Annotated in this window: 14 protein-coding genes; 7 read left to right on the top strand and 7 right to left on the bottom strand. The window is 43.6% G+C overall.

Annotated elements, in window-relative coordinates; all coding sequences use genetic code 11:
* Positions 1-4 precede the first annotated feature (4 nt).
* The 5 genes from ACRRSX_RS06640 to ACRRSX_RS06620 all read right to left on the bottom strand — a co-directional run bounded on the left by ACRRSX_RS06640 (position 5) and on the right by ACRRSX_RS06620 (position 4,793).
* Positions 5-1,324: a TRAP transporter large permease gene (locus ACRRSX_RS06640; RefSeq protein ID WP_432453980.1), complete on the bottom strand. Its 1,320-nt coding sequence runs from the start codon at positions 1,322-1,324 to the stop codon at positions 5-7.
* Positions 1,317-1,856, bottom strand: a complete 540-nt coding sequence (locus tag ACRRSX_RS06635) for a TRAP transporter small permease subunit (protein WP_432453981.1) — start codon at positions 1,854-1,856, stop codon at positions 1,317-1,319. Before ACRRSX_RS06635 ends, ACRRSX_RS06640 begins: the two co-directional genes overlap by 8 nt.
* A gap of 66 nt (positions 1,857-1,922) precedes the next feature.
* Complete coding sequence (locus tag ACRRSX_RS06630; protein WP_432453982.1) at positions 1,923-2,930, bottom strand: TRAP transporter substrate-binding protein; 1,008 nt, start codon at positions 2,928-2,930, stop codon at positions 1,923-1,925.
* A 41-nt stretch (positions 2,931-2,971) separates the two neighbouring features.
* On the bottom strand, positions 2,972-3,736 hold the full coding sequence (idnO, locus tag ACRRSX_RS06625) for a gluconate 5-dehydrogenase (RefSeq protein WP_432453983.1): 765 nt from the start codon (positions 3,734-3,736) through the stop codon (positions 2,972-2,974).
* Positions 3,720-4,793, bottom strand: coding sequence for a zinc-binding dehydrogenase (locus tag ACRRSX_RS06620; protein ID WP_432453984.1), 1,074 nt, complete (start codon positions 4,791-4,793; stop codon positions 3,720-3,722). Before ACRRSX_RS06620 ends, idnO begins: the two co-directional genes overlap by 17 nt.
* Positions 4,794-4,872: 79 nt before the next feature.
* On the opposite strand from ACRRSX_RS06620, the gene ACRRSX_RS06615 reads away from it, so the two are divergent.
* From ACRRSX_RS06615 to ACRRSX_RS06605, 3 genes are all read left to right on the top strand, one after another.
* Positions 4,873-5,403: a gluconokinase gene (locus ACRRSX_RS06615; protein ID WP_432453985.1), complete on the top strand. Its 531-nt coding sequence runs from the start codon at positions 4,873-4,875 to the stop codon at positions 5,401-5,403.
* Positions 5,396-7,126: a dihydroxy-acid dehydratase domain-containing protein gene (locus ACRRSX_RS06610; protein WP_432453986.1), complete on the top strand. Its 1,731-nt coding sequence runs from the start codon at positions 5,396-5,398 to the stop codon at positions 7,124-7,126. Before ACRRSX_RS06615 ends, ACRRSX_RS06610 begins: the two co-directional genes overlap by 8 nt.
* Positions 7,127-7,197: 71 nt before the next feature.
* Positions 7,198-8,196, top strand: coding sequence for a LacI family DNA-binding transcriptional regulator (locus ACRRSX_RS06605; protein WP_432453987.1), 999 nt, complete (start codon positions 7,198-7,200; stop codon positions 8,194-8,196).
* A 789-nt stretch (positions 8,197-8,985) separates the two neighbouring features.
* Here the strand turns inward: ACRRSX_RS06605 and ACRRSX_RS06600 are convergent.
* Positions 8,986-11,316, bottom strand: coding sequence for a methyl-accepting chemotaxis protein (locus ACRRSX_RS06600; RefSeq protein WP_432453988.1), 2,331 nt, complete (start codon positions 11,314-11,316; stop codon positions 8,986-8,988).
* 385 nt (positions 11,317-11,701) lie between these two features.
* On the opposite strand from ACRRSX_RS06600, the gene ACRRSX_RS06595 reads away from it, so the two are divergent.
* Together ACRRSX_RS06595 and ACRRSX_RS06590 are read left to right on the top strand one after the other, a co-directional pair.
* On the top strand, positions 11,702-12,715 hold the full coding sequence (locus ACRRSX_RS06595; protein WP_432453989.1) for a sugar ABC transporter substrate-binding protein: 1,014 nt from the start codon (positions 11,702-11,704) through the stop codon (positions 12,713-12,715).
* Between the two features lie 287 nt (positions 12,716-13,002).
* The gene (locus ACRRSX_RS06590) at positions 13,003-13,632 is read left to right on the top strand and encodes a LysE family translocator (protein ID WP_432453990.1); all 630 of its coding nucleotides are present in this window, start codon (positions 13,003-13,005) and stop codon (positions 13,630-13,632) included.
* Between the two features lie 119 nt (positions 13,633-13,751).
* Here ACRRSX_RS06590 and ACRRSX_RS06585 read toward each other — a convergent pair whose 3' ends face one another.
* A complete protein-coding gene (locus tag ACRRSX_RS06585) occupies positions 13,752-14,369 on the bottom strand; it encodes a hypothetical protein (RefSeq protein ID WP_432453991.1) in 618 nt (205 codons plus the stop codon).
* Positions 14,370-14,708: 339 nt separating this feature from the next.
* Here ACRRSX_RS06585 and ACRRSX_RS06580 point away from each other — a divergent pair, with 339 nt between their 5' ends.
* Positions 14,709-15,476, top strand: coding sequence for a helix-turn-helix domain-containing protein (locus ACRRSX_RS06580; RefSeq protein WP_432453992.1), 768 nt, complete (start codon positions 14,709-14,711; stop codon positions 15,474-15,476).
* A 268-nt stretch (positions 15,477-15,744) separates the two neighbouring features.
* Positions 15,745-18,876 carry a bifunctional proline dehydrogenase/L-glutamate gamma-semialdehyde dehydrogenase PutA gene (gene putA, locus ACRRSX_RS06575; RefSeq protein WP_432453993.1) on the top strand — a complete coding sequence of 1,044 codons (3,132 nt, stop codon included), beginning with the start codon at positions 15,745-15,747 and terminating at the stop codon, positions 18,874-18,876.
* Positions 18,877-18,894: the final 18 nt, after the last annotated feature.

Here is an 18,894-nt window from a genome sequence, read left to right as displayed (position 1 = left end):
TACCTCACAATAAAACAGTCACAATTTCAGGGAAAGTGAGCAGCAAAGCTAATACGGCTATCTGCATACAAATAAACGGCCAGACGGATTTGAATATATCAGTGAGTTCGATACCAGCCGGGGCTACACTCTTGAGGTAAAATGCCGCTGGACCAAATGGTGGGCTTAAGAATGAGACCTGCATGTTGACGCAGAATAGAACCCCAAACCAGACCGGGTCGTAACCTAATGCGATAATGATGGGAACAAATATGGGCATGGTTAGCATAGCAACGCCAATCCAATCGAGGAACATACCCAGTACCAACAAAACGCCCATCATGATTAGAATGGTAAAAATTGGCGGCGCATCTAAACCAATAAATAGATCTGCAATGTATTTATCTCCCCCCATCAGGTTATATACCCCAATGATCATCGTGGCACCAATACCAACCCAGATAATCATCCCGACGGTTTTTAGGGTATGTTTTAAGGCGTCAAAAATGATATTCAAGTTAAGCTCATTACGGTACCAAGCCGCAATCGCGACCCCGACGACCCCAACACAGGCTGATTCAGTAACCGACGCAATTCCCCCGTAAATGCTGCCTAATATCCATCCGGCAATCGCAACTGGTATCGCAATATCCTTCGCAATTTTCTTTTTATCTTCTCGACTTAAACCTTCTAATTCGCTTGCATCCATCGCCGGACCATAGCTTGGGTTAATATGACATAGGATCAAGATATACAACATGTAAAGGCTAGAAAGTAATACCGCTGCGGGGACTGAGGCTAAAAATAGATCACCAATAGACACATTGGCGGTCATGCCATAAATAATCAGTACAATACTTGGCGGAACCATCGTGCCTAAAGCACCGCCAGCAACGACAGTACCAATCGCCAAGTTCTGGTTATAGCCCAAACGTAACATTTGCGGTAAAGCAAGCATCCCTAAGAGCACCGTTTCTCCGCCAATAATACCGGACATCGATGCCAGCAATACCGCCACCATCATACTCTGTAGGGCCACTCCACCTTTTATTCTGCCCGCCAAAACTCGCATCGCATTGTATAGATCTCTGGCAATGCCAGTTTTATCGAGCATGGTTGCCATTAACACAAACATCGGCACAGCTACAAAAGTATACGATGAAGTAAAGTCGGTGACCCGAGACGATACCATTTGCATAATGACCGTCGTATCAAACCAAAGATATGAAAAGGAAAGAGCAACAAGCCCCGTAAGAAATCCGAGAGGCATCCCTATGAATAAAAGAAAAATCATTGCAGCGAAAATAATCGCTGTCCCCATTCCAATACCAACCACACTAAGCATTGTGATTCCCCAAATTTAATCGATCATTTCGTTTAACAATATGGCGGTAAATATGAGTGACACAAAGCAGTAGCATCACCAGACATGAAAGGAAAAAGAATCCTTTGTTTAATGCAGGAAATGGAGTATCGATAACACTCCCAGAAGTCTGCATTTTAAATTTACCGAAAGGAGAAAAGAACGCATCTTTAGTTGCACAAAAAGATCCGTAAGTTAGCATCAACATAAAAACAAAGGTTAATAGTTCAACAAGTAATTCCATCCACCACTGTGTTTTTCTTCTAAATCTTTGACGAATAAAGTCCATACAGATATGTTTATTACTTGCATAACAAGATACACCTCCATAAATAAGTGAGATACTCACTAAAAATGTAGTCGTTTCATGAACCCAATTCGTTGGACTGTTAAATACGTAACGCATAACAACTTCAAAAAAACCAATTACCACAACAACAATAAACAGGATTGAAACCCATTCCCCAGCACTAACACAAAGATGATCTATTTTTTCAGAAAAAGACCTTTTCATATAAACCTTCCATTTTAAAATTAATGGCAGGACTCGCCTGCCATTAATAACTTACAATATTATGTTTTATAGCATACCTTGAGAATCAAGATATTTAATAAGAACATCGTAATACATCTTCCCTATTTCTGAGTTATCTGCAGTTTCTTTCCAAATCGCTTTTGCGTAAGCTCTAACCTTATCAATTTCTTTTTGTTCCCAAGCTATCGGCGTCACCCCTTCTTTAATTGCTTCACCATAAGCAATCCGGTCTTCATAGTGAGCCTGTAATAGTGATTCGAGGGCCATACCTTTAAAATGCTCGACGAGGAAGCTTTGATCATCTTCTGGTAAAGCATTCCACTTTTTCAGATTCATAATAACGTGTACAGTGGGTGAAGAATGTATACCGGGGTAGATTGGGTACTTCGCTATATCGTGAACCCCTTGCTTTTGGTTGTTTGCAAAGGTAGAGAAATCGGCGGCATCGATGATCCCTTTTTCAAGTGCGGTATATATCTCAGAACCCGGTAAACCAACTGGAGCGGCCCCCATCCTAGCAAAGAGTTTTTGGATCGGTCCTGAAGGCGCTCGCATTTTAACCCCTTTAAAGTCTTCAACCTTTTCCAACTTAACTTTTGAAGGCAAGGATTCAGAGCCAGTCACAGAAACACCAATTAACTTCGCACCATAAGCTTGAAAAATCTTATCTACCACCTCCAGACCTCCGCCGTAGTAGTAGAACTTGAGAATATCTTCATCACTATTCCAAGCTGAAATAGTATCGCCAATTAAGCCAAATCCTGGGTCCTCTCCAGAATACATTGCAGCGGTTGCAATTGCGCCATCAATAATGCCATTGCGAACACCAGTTAACATATCTGATGATTTTAATACTGAATCTAAGGGTAGCAAATCAATATGAATACGACCGTTAGATGATTTCTCTACAGTATCCGTCCATTTCTTTTGAACCGTATAAACCTGTTCTCCTGTAAAATTAGAACTTTGAAAGTTCAAGCTAATATCAGCAGCCAAAGCTGAACCCGCCAATAGAATTGACGATATAGTTAAAGCAAATTGTTTTATTTTCATTTTATTACCTTCACGTTTTAATTAGGTTATTATTTTAATCACTACACAGCGGCGAGCATCCCACCATCAACAAACAATAGATGCCCATTAACAAAATCAGAAGCTGCCGACGACAAATATACAGCAGCACCAATTAGTTCTTCAGGTTTACCCCAACGATCTGCCGGAGTTCTTTTACAAAGCCAATCCGTAAACTCTTTATTTTCAACCAAGGGTTTGGTTAGCTCTGTAATAAAATATCCTGGAGCAATACCATTCACTTGAATATTATGTCTTGCTAATTCAACGCACCCACCACGAGTCAGCATTTTCACTGCACCTTTAGATGCGGCATAAGGAGTAATGGTATCTCGGCCTAATTCACTTTGCATGGAACCGATATTTATTATTTTTCCACACTGTCGCTCAACCATATATTTGCCAACTTCTTGCATCATCAAAAAGACGGCCTTTTGGTTAACTTGAATCACGTCATCCCAGTCTTGTTCAGGAAACTCAAGAAAAGGATGTCTTCGCTGAATACCGGCGTTATTGATTAAAATACCAATTTCACCAATTTCCATTTCGATTCTTTTAATGGAATCAACAATTTCTTGCTTATTCGTAACATCAAATGCAATGCCATATGCAAGAAACCCCAAATCAACCAATTCCTTGGCTGCATTTTCTGCTCTTTCTTGAGTAATATCGTTAATCACAATGGTGGCACCGTGTTCAGCCAAACCTTTGGCTAAAAGATTACCAATGCCCTGTGCAGCACCCGTAATCAGTGCTATTTTTCCGCTCAAATCAAATAAATTTTTCATCTTGTCTCTCAAATGATAATTGAACTTTCATTGCCGAAGTTTTATCTTCAGCCAGCTTTAAAGCGTCAATTATTTGGGTAAATGGAAATACTCGTGTAAGCAGTGGAAGTGGATTGACTTTCCCTTTCTCAAGCCATCTCACTGCAGTTTCAAATTCGCTTACAAATCGAAAAGTCCCGCGAATGTTGATTTCTTTAGCCAGACATTTTGTTAATGGGAAATCCACCATGCCGGGTCGCATCCCAACCAGAACTAATGCTCCCTTCGCGCGAGTCATATCAATGCAGCCATGAAAAGCCTGCACAGCAGCAGAAGCTTCGAAAGACACATCAAAATAGCCTTTATCGGCAGTGTATTCTGTCGGCAAGCTTTCTAATGGGGAGTAAACTTTGTCGGCCCCCATCTCAAGAGCAATATCTCTACAGCGCTCGCTCAAATCAGTACCAATGATTTCACTTGCGCCAGCAGCTTGGCAGGCTGCAATAATGAGACAACCAATGGGGCCACATCCGGTCACCAAAACCCTTTTCCCCAACACACCACCGGCCTGATTGATGGCATGGATCGCAACCGAAAGTGGCTCGGAAAAAGCCATCACATCGTCACTAATAGTGTCGTCATAGGGAACAAGCTGCTGTTTGCTAACGCTCAAATATTCCGAAAATCCGCCATCTACATGGGGGTTACGCATCGCACTACCAAAGAACTCCATATTCACACATTGGTTAGAATTACCGCTTTCACAATAAAAACACTTACCACATGCTTTACTTGGATTGACAGCAACCGTCTGTCCGCTTTGATGAATACGACCGATGACTTCATGTCCAAGAGTCATCGGGTGGCACAAACTAAAATCGCCTATCCCGCCATGTTGATAGTAATGAATATCGGAACCACATATTCCGCCTCGAGTCACTCGTACAAGCGTTTCATCCGCGGTAACCGCAAATGAGGTTTCTTCAAGGCCAACCTCTCCTTTACCAAAAACTTTTATCGATTTAACTTTCATATTATTACCTATTGACATTTGCTTCCTCATCTCAAAACAAAACAAGGCAACCGCTTGCCATGTTAGATATCGATCAGCTATATTGGAAGGGTTACTTTTAAAAAGTGTGAGGTGAGACAAATTGATGAAAAAGAAAATACTCTTTATAATGGGTGTTTCCGGATCTGGTAAAAGCACCGTGGCAGAGTCAATATCTAGTTTATTATCATATATTTATATTGATGCAGACGATTATCATCCTGAAGCTAATATCGCAAAAATGAAACATAACATCCCACTTAATGATGTGGATAGGCAACCTTGGTTGGATGCCTTAAATACAATGGCAACCGCATGCATTGATTCAAATGAAAACCTCGTAATCGCTTGCTCATGTTTAAAGCCTGAGTATCGAAAAATACTTCAGGCTGGGATCCAAGAAAGTTGCTTATTTGTCTACCTAAAAGGTTCATTCGAAGTGATTAGCGAAAGGATGAAAAAACGTGGCGAGCACTATTTCAATGGTGACTCTATGCTCAGAAGCCAATTTGATACCTTGATTGAACCGAGTACCAATGAACCCATCGATTATATTGAGGTTTCAATCCTAGAAAATGACATAAATGCAGTCGTAGAACTCACTGTAAAAAATTTAAGAGAACTTAATTATGTGTAATAAGCTATTAGCAAAGATCACCGAGAATCTCGAACAGCGTAGTATTTCTTCCCGAACTCAATACCTTAGCCGATTAAAAAATCTGAAAGAAAACCAACTGTCAACCCACTCCATCGAACCCAGCAATGCAGCACATGTGTTTGCCGCACTTGATGAGCAACGACGAACAATTATTCGTCAAAAATCAAGTTATACCTTAGGGATCATCAGCTCATATAACGAAGTGGTTTCGGCACATGCGCCCTACCGTCATTACCCCGAAAAAATAAAATCAATCAGTGCCAAGCTTGGACACAGTGCGATATTTGTTGGGGGCGTACCTGCAATATGTGATGGCGTAGTACAAGGTTATCAAGGAATGGAACTATCCTTGATGAGCCGAGACGTCATCGCCATGGCAACCGCGATACCTTTATCTTGTGCCACTGCAGACCGAGCTGTTTTACTTGGCACTTGCGATAAAATTGTTCCTGGCATGCTAATTGGCGCCCTATCAAGGGGTCATATCCCAAGTGCTTTTTTACCCGCAGGCCCTATGTCCACTGGAATCAGCAATGCTGAAAAATCGAAAGCGAGACAAGATTTTCATCGTGGGGAAATCGATTTGGAACAACTCACCGACACGGAGTGTAAATGTTATCACAGTGAAGGGACCTGCACTTTTTATGGAACCGCAAATACCAATCAAGTCATGTTGGAAGCACTTGGGTTACAACCCATCGATAGTGGTTTATCCAAAGCTTGTATGGATAAATCCTCGGTGATTAACGAAGTGGTTTCCGGGCTGCTGGATAATACTGCATTACCCTTGTACCAAGTGATTACAGAAAAATCGTTAATCAATGCTTGTGTTGTCTGGTTAGCGACCGGAGGGTCCACCAACCATACTTTGCATCTGGTCGCGATTGCGAGAGCGGCGGGTATAGACTTACGCTGGGAAGACATTGATCAACTCTCTGATATTGTACCCTTGCTTGCTAAAATTTACCCAAATGGACCAGCAGACGTCAATCAATTTCATGATGCTGGTGGGGTCTCGGCAATCATGGCCGAATTATTAAGCGCTGGACTATTACACCCCGATGCACTGTGTTTTAACAATCAGCCCATTTCAAAACAAATCCTCACAGCAGAACGAAAAGTGAGCGATCGAGCTATCATTGCAGACGTTGAGCATCCCTTCAGCCCAAGCGGTGGTATAAAATTACTCCAAGGTAACTTGGGACAAGGGATCATGAAAGTTTCTGCGGTTAGCGAAGCGAAACGGATCGTAAAAGCACCTGCGCGAGTGTTCGAAAGCCAACTGGCGGTTCACCAAGCGTTCCAAAACGATGAGCTATGGCAAGATGTGGTCGTCGTGGTTAAAAACCAGGGCCCAACCGCAAACGGTATGCCTGAACTTCACAAGCTAATTCCTTTACTGGGGATTATTTATGATAAAGGCTATCAAGTTGCATTAGTGACTGACGGACGTTTATCTGGCGCTTCAGGAAAGGTGCCCGCCGTCGTTCATATCACTCCCGAAGCCAAAAAAGGAGGCAGCATAGATTTAATTAAAGATGGCCAAATCATAGAGGTGGACGGGATCCATGGAATATTAAATGATATTGAACTTACTTACACTAATGAGATAGCATACGAGCCTCAAGGCTGGGCCAGCAAGGATCTATTCGATGGACTCCGGCTGGCTTTAGGTCATCCTAATAATGGCGCGATGAGCTAAGTTACAACGATATTAAATGCGATTTGAATGCATCCGATAAATGGGTGTGTTCAACACTTGGATAATAATAAATGAATAAAAGAACCACCATCGCAGATGTTGCTGAATATTTAGGCGTAAACAAGTCGACAATTTCTAGAGCATTAAATAACCCGAATCGGGTATCTGCCGACGTTCACTCGAAGGTGATTGAGGCATGTAAAGTTCTCAATTATATTCCAAATGTAGCGGCAAAAACGCTTGCGTTATCTTCCAGCAAATCAATTGTTTTAATCATTCCAAGTTTCACAAACTCGGTTTTTGCCGAGATTATTAGCGCGGCAAAGATTAGTTGTGAAAGCCTTGGCTATAACTTACTCATTGGTGATTCATCTTATACAACACTTGGGGAAGAAAAAGTCGTAGAAAATTTTCTTTCAAGAAATGTTGATGGTTTTATTTTTACTGAAACGGAGCACTCTCTCGCCACCCAAACCATGATCAAGAATAGCAATATTCCAGCCGTTGAAATTATGGATATCCTTGATAAGCCAACCTTCGATGCTAACTTTGGTGTCAACCAGTCAGATGCTGCCACAGAGCTAACCGAATACTTGATCTCTAAAGAACGAAAAAATATTGCGTTTTGCTCAACATGGCTAGATAGACGGGCAATGTTGAGAAAAACAGCATGGGAACTGGTCATGGAAAAACATGGCTTAGATTATCATCGATTCATTAATACCAAAGAACGAACCTCTTTTCATAATGGCGCAAATGCCATTTCGGAAATTTTGAATCAATGGCCAGAAACCGATGCAATATTTTTTGTCAATGACGATATGGCTGCCGGAGCCATCATGCAATGTCAGCGCTACGATATAAAAGTTGGCAAAGATATTGATATTGTAGGGTTTAATGACCTCGATTTCGCCGAAGTAATTAACCCTAGGCTCACCACCATCCGCATCCCTAGAGTCGAAATGGCCGAACTAGCTGTCACCACGATTATTTCATTGATAGAGCAGAAAGGTGTAGCCAATTTGCATCAAACACTCCCTTATGAACTGATGATTAGAGAAAGCGCATAACAATAGCACCATTAGCCAAAGCGAGGACTTTTGGGGCTAATGGTGCTCGCTTCTAAATGGCGCGATGATGTGAAACAAGCCAGCGATAAAGCGATGGTATAGGGTGCCTCAAAAATGCTTTCGACAACAGCAGAGTCCCTTGGTAATTAGCGATTACGACAAAGTCGCTTGGTGTTAACAGTGATTACGTGAATTAGTCTAAATGCTATCTGTCAGTTTCGTTACCTCGATGTGACTAGATATCACAGATTGCCCTAAATTGGTTCAGCCCCAAAATGAGTTAGCTTATTTTGGGGATCTATTAGTGAGGGTTTCGCCCTGACGGCGATATACTTTTCTTTGCTCGTCAAAGAAAAGTATATCGAATGCAATAAACTAGACACCCATTCTAAAAACAAAAACCTTTCATACTCTCGATAGCCAAGGTTACGCTTTTAAATCCCATCATCTTCGCCGAGTCGCGCAAATGAACAAGGGAGCAAAGTTGAAGTCTGTTTGTTGAGCGTAGTGTTTACTTCAACGCCCTTGAGAATGAGCCACGCAGGGTTTAAGAAGATGCAGGGCGAGCTTTCTTTTTGCTTCGCTAAGCTTTGCTCGTTGAAGCTTAATGACGTCGCCGTAGGCGAAAGCTTCTACCCCGTTGCTAACACAGAACGGGACAAAAGCGCGTTAGATACGCACACTCTCAACTGTCAGCTTAGATTGCGAGCTGTATTAAGATGTGTCTGATCGCATATGAACAATACAGCTAATTCACACTAATCCACGTAATCACACCTTACAACAGCGCTATACGCGGAACTGTTTCACCTGCCCGTCTAAGTCCTCTGAAAGCACACTTAAACCGGCACTACTTTTACTAATTTCTTTAACACCATCTAAAGTCTTCTCCCCATAATCAGAAATTGTCACGATACCGCGGTTGATTTCTTCAATCGCAACTTTCTGTTCATCTGAAGCATTAGCAATTTGTGCGTTCATATCACTAATGGTGGATATCGCTTCCGCAATTTTAATTAACGATGTTCCTACATTACGCGCAATATCAGCACTCTTACCACCATTAGCTTTACTAGACGCCATTGCATCAACAGCTCGAACCGTATCTTTTTGTAAACGTTCGATCATGGCTTGGATTTCTTCGGTACTGTCTTGAGTTTTCTTAGCCAAAGTACGAACTTCATCTGCAACGACCGCGAAGCCTCGCCCATGCTCTCCTGCTCGGGCTGATTCAATTGCAGCATTGAGTGCCAAGAGATTGGTTTGTTCTGCAATTCCACGGATCACGTCCAGAATGGTCACAATGCTGCCAACATTCCCCTCCAATTCACTAATGACTTCTGAAGATTGGTCAATTTCTGCAGAAAGATTCTCAATCGAAGTAATCGCCTCTTGAACAACCGTTTGCACATGCTGCCCCTCAACATCTGCCGATTGTGCAACCCCTGCCGCGTTTAAGGCATTACCTGCAACCTCCTGTGCCGAAGCCGCCATTTGGTTGATAGCGGTCACCACCATTTCCATTTCGCGTTGTTGTGCGTTTGCCGCTTGACTGCCCTCTTCCACAATCCTATTCATATCGCCAACGGTTGTAGCCAAGGTGCCCACCGAACCTCGAATGCCTTGAACCACTCGCTGGATCTTAGCCACAAATTGGTTAAAGCCACTGGCAAGCTCGCCGAGCTCATCTTTACGTTGTTCGTTCAAACGTTGGGTTAAATCACCGTCACCCTCGGCAATATCCAGCAAGGAATGGCTGGTTTCTCGGATCGGCCGGACAATGGTCCTGGTAATGATGTAACCGGCAACACCGCCTAACACAATCACTAACAGCGCAGTCAAGCTTGCATAAAGCAAAATCAATCGCTGTATTTCAGAAAGCTTCGAGGTCACTTCATTCATGTCGATTTCATTAAGGATCGCCCAACGCTTACCCATAACTTCGATGGGAGCGTAAGCCGATAAAGCTTTTTCTCCTCGGTAATTTTGATTAACCAGCGAGCCGGAATCTCCACTTAAAGCACGACGGATAGCTTCCGATTGAACGGTTTGAAAACCAACATTGGTTTTGGCAGCGACTATCTCGTCCAATTCTGTTTGATTCACGCCTAACTGGGTCATCAAAGAGTTAAAGCTTTGCGGTTCTTCTAACAATAAACGGCTGGCACTTCTGGGTTTGTTATCAAGCCCAACCAAATAAGTTTCCCCAGTTTTCCCCAAGCCAGAGGCTTGCCAACTATAACCATAGGTCATCAATGCCGTTAATTTTTCGGAAGGAAGTGCAAACACCACGACCCCAACCGCTTCCGTTTTGTTATACACTGGTGCAGCTATAAATCCAGTAGGTAAACCTAAACTTCCAGGGTAAGCAGCATAGTCAATAAACGCATAACTCTGTCCATCCCCTTTAAGTTTCGAGGCTTGGCTAAACGCCTCAGCTAATCCAGATTGAGCGAGCATGGGATTAGTCACCGACATTCCGAAATCAATATGCTTTTTCACCGAATAAATTACACTGCCATTGGTGTCTAACAGCAAAATATCTTGCAGGCCAAAACGTTTTAAAAAGGCCCTGAAATAAGGGTGATAACGCTGGTGATTTGTCGTATAAGAAGTTTTGTCTGATGAAGCAAGCATTTCATCTTTATTGTCAATATCACTCGGGTTGTTCACAATATATTGCGCTTGCAAGGCGATCGCCGGTTCGCTCATCTGGTTAATCAAGGTGGTTACATCAAGCGCCTTCCCTGCATGAAGACTTTTATATTGCCCAGCAATATTGGCCTGATAATAACTCGCAAGTTGATCTTTTTGCCCCTGACGATCATTTCGTCCAACAAAAAACGAGAACGGCTTATAAGACGATGATAAATTACGCGTTGCATCAATCAGCGCTTGTTGTTGCGAAACATTCAGCAACTGACTTTCCAATGACCCAAAATACTGTTTCACTATTTCGGATGCGACATTGCGTAAGGAAATCATTTGATCTCGACGCGCTTCCAGCAGTATTTCTTCTGTTTTATAGGACGAAAACGAAGCGATCACAGCCGCCGTACTCACCACCGCTAAAGCGGCGATAGTAACAATACTGAGAATAAATTTTGAACTGATTTTCATCGTTGACTGTACTCTCTGTTCATATAAATAAAGCGGTACCGAATACCTTAGGAGTCAACCTAAGTATTCAAGGTTCTTTCAATCACATGAACCTAGTTATACCAACGGACAACCATAAGTATCCCCGATAACCATAGTCGATATTGTGTCCAAACCTATAATTTTGAACAGGTCATTCTCTACTATTTTTAAGCTTCTCAAAAATATATCAACCCGACTTGTCTTCATATCGATATCAACCATACTTATTTGCGAAGTAATAAATGAATAAATTTAATCACTGAGCAAACTTGAGTCATTCATATTCGAATGATTTCTTATTTCAAGTAAGTGCATCCATCTAAGGTGTAGCGTCTGCTGCTTAACAACAAGACCGGAGAAAGATATGAACAAGTTTATTACATTACTCGGAGTGACTTCGTGCCTGATAGTTAACGGTATCGTGTCTGCTGCGGACAAGCCCATTGTTGGGCTCATCACCAAAACCGATACCAATCCATTTTTTGTAAAAATGCAAGAAGGCGCGAAGAGTAAAGCCGATGAATTAGGTTTAGAACTCATGACGTTTTCTGGTAATTTTGATGGTGACAATCAAACTCAAATACAAGCGGTGGAAAATCTAGTGGTTTCGGGCGCAAAAGGGATCCTAATTACCCCGAGTGATCCGGTCGCTATTGTGCCGGTTTTAGAAATGGCCCGCTCAGCTGGCGTATTAGTAATCGCGTTAGATACACCATTGAATCCTGCGAGTGCGGCAGACGCCACTTTTGCTACCGATAATTTTACCGCAGGAGATTTGATTGGACAGTGGGCGAAGAAGCAAATGGGTGACGGCGCCTCATCTGCCAAAATTGCTTTACTTGATCTCAACGAAAATAAAATCAGTGTTGATGTCGCTCGAAATCAAGGCTTCCTCAATGGCTTTGGAATTGATTTGAAAGATCCCCAAAATATGGGGGATGAAGATGATCCGCGCATTGTTGGTAACGAAGTGACGCAAGGCTCTCAAGATGGTGGGCGAACCGCCATCGAAAATCTACTTCCCAAAGATACTGGCATTAATCTGGTGTACACCATTAATGAACCGGCTGCCGCTGGTGCATATGAAGCGCTCTCTGCATTCGGCAAACAAGATGCGCTGATCGTTTCAGTCGATGGTGGTTGCGCTGGAGTTGAGAATGTTAAAGCTGGGGTCATTGGGGCGACTTCGATGCAATTTCCTCTTCGAATGGCGTCAATGGGAGTTGAAGCCGTTTATGAATTTATTCAAAGTGGTAAAAAACCACAAAATACCGCTGGGTTGGACTTCGTAAACACAGGCGTTGAGTTGATCACCGATAAACCAGTTGATGGCATTCCTTCTAAATCATCAGCCGAAGGTTTAACTTTATGTTGGTAAGTTAACTCGTTTTGTTACTTCCAGGCTGTGTGTCTTCAACGACTGCAGCCTATATCTTTATTCGAAACACCTCGACTAAACCAATCGCTCCCTGAGGATTAAATATCTGCTGATACGAGTAAATTGAACCAAGGAAAACCATCAGCCTGCCACGAACAGAAGTAACATACCCTCCCAAAAAACCATTATTCAGCGTTAATTCCATCGCTGACGATGGCAGCCAATAACCCATATGCACTCGCGCCTTGGACTCTGTATAATCTGCGAAAAAATCGGTAAGGATGACCATGATTGATGTTTCTATACTGCCACTATTTTTAGTGAGCATCGGATTTTTAGCTATATCTCCAGGCCCAGATATGCTGCTTATCTCCACTTATTCATCAATCACAGGCTTCAAGGCAGGGCTAATAATATCACTCGGTATTTTTTTGGCAGGTTTAATTCAAACTGGATTAGTAGCATTCGGTTTAGGCCAATTAATGCAGGCTCTACCACCGCTGGTTATTGCAATTAAGGTTGTAGGTGCGATCTATTTATCATGGCTCGGTATTAAATTATTGCGAGGCTGGTTACAAGATCACAATCATTCCAGCTCTCCCAAAATACTGCGCTTAAATAATAAGCAACTGCTATCAAGAGGTTTATTCAATAATTTAATGAATCCAAAGGCATTGCTTTTCTTTAGCATGTTCTTACCTCAATTTACCCATCCACAACAAAATTTGACCACACAAATCCTGCTACTAGGCGTCTTACTTAGCAGCGTCGTGTTACTAATCAACATCGTTTTTTCTCTGTCATTCAGTAAATTAGGAAAATTATTCGCCAATGGTTTAAAATTTGGCCGGCATGCCGATGGCCTTTTGGGATTCATTTTCTTGGGTTTAGCTGCTCGTTTAATCAGCAGCAAATAATCAAAACGTCAAGGAGAGCAGTTTAATTGACGGCAAAAGTAAACCATGCCTAAGTAAATCAGCCGTTAGGGTTATCACATGAACATTCGTGTCTATAACCCTTATCCATTGAGTTCCGCTTAAAACTTAACTGCAAGCCCTAGGTAGGCACCATTATTCTTGGTGCTGTAACGACGAGTCGAAATATCTTCATATAGGTAACCCGCAGACAGGTCGATAGTGCTCACCGCCAAATCTAATAATTCATAGCTTACACCCGCTCTAAAACGATTCGCTTGGTAATCATCGTCTACAAGCGACAATTTTAGATCGCTTTCAAGGCCAAAACCGGTTCCCACAAAATGCCAGGCAACGCGGCCGACACCATACATCTGCTCACCATTGTCAGTTCCCGATAATAAGCTGTTTGCACTATCCCAACGCTCATATCCAGCACCTAAGTCGATGTAAAAACCTGCCGTGTCTAAAAGATTGTAATATAACTCCGCTTGATAGCTTGAACCATCCGCAGCATCACCTTGCTTTCTTTTATTCATACCAATCGCGACATTAGGAATCAACGGAACAAAATGCTTCAACCTTAACTCCATATCACCCTGCCAAGCCGACGAGGCTTTAGGCTCGCTATCGGTTTGGGAAATATGACTGGCAAAAGTAAGACCAAGCAAGTCAGCCTGAACTGGCAAAGCTGGCAGCGAGGCCAATACAGCGACACCTAGTGCGAAACGAAATTTCATGATGAGTCCTTCAACTAAAATAAGATCAACAAATAAATGAACATTCTGCCATATAGCCCCCTAACACCAACATAAATGACCAATATATTATTTATCATTGGTTGATTTGACTACGCGAGACTATTCGTAATGTCAAAAAAAAGCATAACTGACAATGCGCAGCACATGACGATGTCTTCAATTAAAGATTACACTTGTTGACGCGTCGCTCAATCGGCAAGTCAATTGACACATATTACAAATTAATCCACTATCGTTTATTAAACGCCCAAGCAAACGACTCACACCAATGTAAATGATGTAGTTTATGACAGTTCTTAATTTGCAAAGTAAACATATATGGTTAAAACCAACAGCTTATCTCAAGTATTAACACTGCCTAGCCAAGCCCATCATCACAGCCACAACTTTTATCAAGTGGTAATAGGGTTACAAGGACAGACCGAGTTTGATATTGAAGGCGTGGGTAACTTGGTTGGGCCGGGTCAAGGCTGCTTGGTATCCGCCGACAACAAACATGCATTTACTGGCTTGGGGCGTAACCAAATTTTAGTCGTCAACCTACCGCTAGAACAAACCCATGAGATGCAAGACAAAGTTGAGCAGCTATTCGAGCGCCAAGCTTATTTTCAGCTAGGTAACCAAGCGCAGGTGCTTATCGGAGCGTTATGCCACGAAATACTTAGCCAGCCACAAGATCAGTTGCTCGGGCAAGCTTGCGCCCATACCCTGGTCTGTGTTTTACAAAACCAATTAGCCCAAACCCAGCTTCGGCAACGCCCGCTCGTCCGCTTACAGATGGATGTGATTGACAGCTACATTCAATTACATCTACATCAGAAGATCACGGTTGCGCAGTTGGCTGGTTGTGTCTATTTAGCTGAAAGCCAATTTCATCTATTATTTCGCCAGCAAAATGGCATCACCCCTCACCAGTATCTGCTACGCAAACGTTTTGAGTTAGCCAAACAATTGTTAGACGATGCTACACTGACACTATCTCAGATTTCCGATAGCTGTGGTTTCGCCAGCCAAAGCAGTTTTACCAGTGCATTTTCCAATTATTTTGGCGTATCTCCGGCCCGCTACCAACGTCAATTTCGCTGAACCAGCAATTAGCTTTAGCCACTTTTTCTTCAATGCAAATCCGTTAAAACGACATCAGCTCAAGCCAGTGAAACATTTGTAACACAAAATAGAATGATGAAACAAATGTTAGCAAATCCTTAAATTCGTGTTAGTTACCAGAGTATTTCTAAAAAACAGCGTAGCATTTCTTAATACAGGGCGAAAAAAGCCCCTTACAATCGATTGAGCAATAACAAAGCAATAACATTCTTGACCCCTCAGCAAGAATCGCAATCAAGGAAGTCGCATGCTGAAACACTTAAATTTTGATGCTCAGGCAATCGTTAATCCAGCCTATATTGAGCAGTCACCTGAACAAATATGGCCCACCATTTCGCCACTGTACTGTGTTGACGAAGATCAATTGTTAGAGCAACTATTACCGCTCGCTCAGCCCTCAGACCAAGAGCTCACGGCAAGCACCGTATTTGCCACCCAGCTTATCGAAAGGGTCAGAGCTGATAAAAAAGCGGTACAAATGATCGATGCCCTACTGCTGGAGTACAGCCTGGATACCCGTGAAGGGATCTTGTTAATGTGTTTAGCCGAAGCCTTGATGCGGGTTCCTGACGCCGCGACTGCCGATGCGCTGATCCGCGATAAAATGGGTGCTGCCGATTGGAAATCTCACCTGAAAAACTCAGACTCTCTGTTTGTCAACGCATCGACTTGGGGTTTAATGCTCACCGGAAAGGTGGTCAATCTCGACAATGCAGAGTCAGCTCAACCAAATAAAGTCATCAACAAATTAGTGAATAAATTCTCTGAGCCAGTGATCCGCCAAGCGATGAACCAGGCAATGAAAATAATGGGCTATCAATTTGTATTAGGTCAGAGTATTCATGAAGCGCTAAAAAATGCCGAAAAAAGCCGCATCCAAGGCTATGGCTACTCGTTTGATATGTTGGGCGAGTCCGCCCTTACCATGCAGGATGCCAACCGATACCTGCAAGATTACCACCAAGCCGTCACCCAACTCGCTAATAATAGCAATAGTGCTCAGGCTTTAGGCGCCACTCCTTCGATGTCGATCAAGCTATCGGCGATCCATCCTCGTTACGAAGCGGCTAATCGTGAACGCGTTTTAGATGAAATGTTTGCCAGTATCCTCAAGCTATTGATCCATGCACGACAACACGATGTTGCTATTACCATCGACGCCGAAGAAGCCGACCGTTTAGAAATATCTTTAGAGCTGTTTGCTAAACTCTATCAGGATCCTGCGGTTCGAGGTTGGGGAAAGTTTGGCTTAGTGATCCAGGCATACTCAAAACGTGCCCTACCCGTGATTGCCTGGCTAGGCGCTTTAGCTAAACAACAGGGTGATTTGATTCCAATGCGCCTGGTGAAAGGTGCTTATTGGGACGCAGAAATTAAGTTGGCCCAGCAGCATGGTCATCATGGTTATTCGGTGTTTACTCGCAAAGAGTCTTCTGATGTGAGTTATCTGGCCTGCGCCCGACTACTGCTCAGCGAACATTTCCGCGGATTAATTTACCCGCAATTCGCCAGCCACAATGCGCATACCGTGGCCGCGGTTGCGGCAATGGCTCAGCATAAAGATTACGAATTTCAACGTTTACACGGTATGGGCGATGCTCTATATCATCACGCTCGAGAGCTCATCAATAGCGATGTAAGAATTTATGCGCCGGTTGGCAGTCATAAAGATTTACTCCCTTATTTGGTGCGCAGACTACTGGAAAATGGTGCCAATAGTTCTTTTGTTCACCGCCTCGTCGATGCCAACTGTCCGGTCACCGATCTCACCGTTCATCCGGCTCAAGTGTTACGTTCACGTCCAACATTAGCCAACCCACGCATCGTTAAGCCGCCACAACTATTCGGTGAAGCGCGCAACAACTCATTAGGAGTTGCCTGCGATATTGCCAGTGAATGGCAACCTTTTGAGCAACAGGTTCATCAGTTCATGGAACCATACCAATGGCATAAATCCAGCATTATAAATGGTCAGGCACTGAGTGGGACTGCGCGCCCCATTGATGCGCCCTACGAACGGCAACAACAGGTGGGTTCTGTCGCATGGGCCAAGCCACAACAGGCCGCCGAAGCCATTGAATTTGCCGAGCAAGCTTATCCCCAATGGCGCGATACCTCCGTTGAGCAACGCGGCGCGTACCTATTAAGCCTCGCCGACAAATTAGAGCAACATATGCCCGAGTTAGTTGCATTATGTCACCGGGAAGCTGGTAAAACGGTACTGGATAGTATCGATGAAATTCGAGAAGCGGTTGATTTCTTGCGCTATTACCCACAACAGGCCAGCGCAAACTTTAGCCAGCCGTTAACTCTGGACAACTTCAAGGGCGAGACGCAAAACTATCGCTATCAGGGCCGCGGCGTGTTTGTTTGCATTAGCCCTTGGAACTTCCCTCTGGCGATCTTCATTGGCCAGGTTTGCGCCGCCTTAGTGAGCGGTAATACTGTCGTCGCCAAACCTGCCGAACAGAGCTCGTTGATTGCCGCTCGCTGTATTGAATTACTCCTGGAAACGATGATCCCCTCAGGGGTAATTCAGTTAGTCATTGGTAGTGGTGCCGAGCTGGGTGAATGTTTAAGCGCCGATCCACGAATCGCTGGCGTGGCCTTTACCGGCTCCACTCCAACCGCTCAAACCATTAATCGTCAGCTCAGTCGACGCAATGCCATGCCTGTACCCTTCATCGCCGAAACCGGTGGGCAAAATGCAATGCTGGTAGATAGCACCGCACTACCAGAGCAGGTGGTTCGAGACGTGATTCGTTCCGCTTTTGCTTCTGCAGGACAACGTTGCTCGGCGCTGCGCGTCTTGTATATCCAGCAAGACATTGCCGAGCGAGTCATTGGCCTAATTCAGGGGGCAATGGCGGAACTCTGCGTGGGCAACCCGGCACAATTGAAAACCGACGTGGGTCCGGTCATCGACGAAGCTGCGCAGGCAAAATTACTTGCACATATTGCTTGGTTACAACAAAATGCTCGTCCCATTTATCAGCTAAACCTAGACAAGCATTGCCAACAAGGCAGCTTTGTTGCCCCCTGCGCCTTTGAGATAGACAGTATTGAACAGCTCAGCCAAGAACACTTCGGCCCCATCCTTCACGTGATAAAATACAAAGCAAATCAACTTGATAAGGTGATTGATCAAATCAATGGCAGTGGTTTTGGTTTAACCTTAGGGGTGCATAGTCGTAACGAAGCCACCTATCAGCATATCGAGCGACGGGCGCGGGTAGGTAATTGCTACATTAACCGTGACCAGGTTGGTGCGGTGGTGGGCGTTCAACCCTTTGGCGGACAAGGACTCTCTGGTACCGGCCCCAAAGCAGGTGGCCCTCATTATCTTTACCGCTTTTCAAAAGCAGTGGTAAGTAACTAAGACTGAATATTGAAATTA

The organism is Agarivorans sp. QJM3NY_30 (genome assembly GCF_050870855.2).
Lineage (GTDB): Bacteria > Pseudomonadota > Gammaproteobacteria > Enterobacterales > Celerinatantimonadaceae > Agarivorans.
Note: the sequence above shows the minus strand (reverse complement) of the source record. Positions and strands in the feature narration are given on the sequence as shown.

What these genes read in the sequence shown, in the direction of transcription:
- ACRRSX_RS06640 (WP_432453980.1), bottom strand. Translation starts at nt 1,324, where the DNA reads ATGCTTAGTGTGGTTGGTATTGGAATGGGGACAGCGATTATTTTCGCT.
- ACRRSX_RS06635 (WP_432453981.1), bottom strand. Translation starts at nt 1,856, where the DNA reads ATGAAAAGGTCTTTTTCTGAAAAAATAGATCATCTTTGTGTTAGTGCT.
- ACRRSX_RS06630 (WP_432453982.1), bottom strand. Translation starts at nt 2,930, where the DNA reads ATGAAAATAAAACAATTTGCTTTAACTATATCGTCAATTCTATTGGCG.
- idnO (WP_432453983.1), bottom strand. Translation starts at nt 3,736, where the DNA reads ATGAAAAATTTATTTGATTTGAGCGGAAAAATAGCACTGATTACGGGT.
- ACRRSX_RS06615 (WP_432453985.1), top strand. Translation starts at nt 4,873, where the DNA reads ATGAAAAAGAAAATACTCTTTATAATGGGTGTTTCCGGATCTGGTAAA.
- ACRRSX_RS06610 (WP_432453986.1), top strand. Translation starts at nt 5,396, where the DNA reads ATGTGTAATAAGCTATTAGCAAAGATCACCGAGAATCTCGAACAGCGT.
- ACRRSX_RS06605 (WP_432453987.1), top strand. Translation starts at nt 7,198, where the DNA reads ATGAATAAAAGAACCACCATCGCAGATGTTGCTGAATATTTAGGCGTA.
- ACRRSX_RS06600 (WP_432453988.1), bottom strand. Translation starts at nt 11,316, where the DNA reads ATGAAAATCAGTTCAAAATTTATTCTCAGTATTGTTACTATCGCCGCT.
- ACRRSX_RS06595 (WP_432453989.1), top strand. Translation starts at nt 11,702, where the DNA reads ATGAACAAGTTTATTACATTACTCGGAGTGACTTCGTGCCTGATAGTT.
- ACRRSX_RS06590 (WP_432453990.1), top strand. Translation starts at nt 13,003, where the DNA reads ATGATTGATGTTTCTATACTGCCACTATTTTTAGTGAGCATCGGATTT.
- ACRRSX_RS06585 (WP_432453991.1), bottom strand. Translation starts at nt 14,369, where the DNA reads ATGAAATTTCGTTTCGCACTAGGTGTCGCTGTATTGGCCTCGCTGCCA.
- ACRRSX_RS06580 (WP_432453992.1), top strand. Translation starts at nt 14,709, where the DNA reads ATGGTTAAAACCAACAGCTTATCTCAAGTATTAACACTGCCTAGCCAA.
- putA (WP_432453993.1), top strand. Translation starts at nt 15,745, where the DNA reads ATGCTGAAACACTTAAATTTTGATGCTCAGGCAATCGTTAATCCAGCC.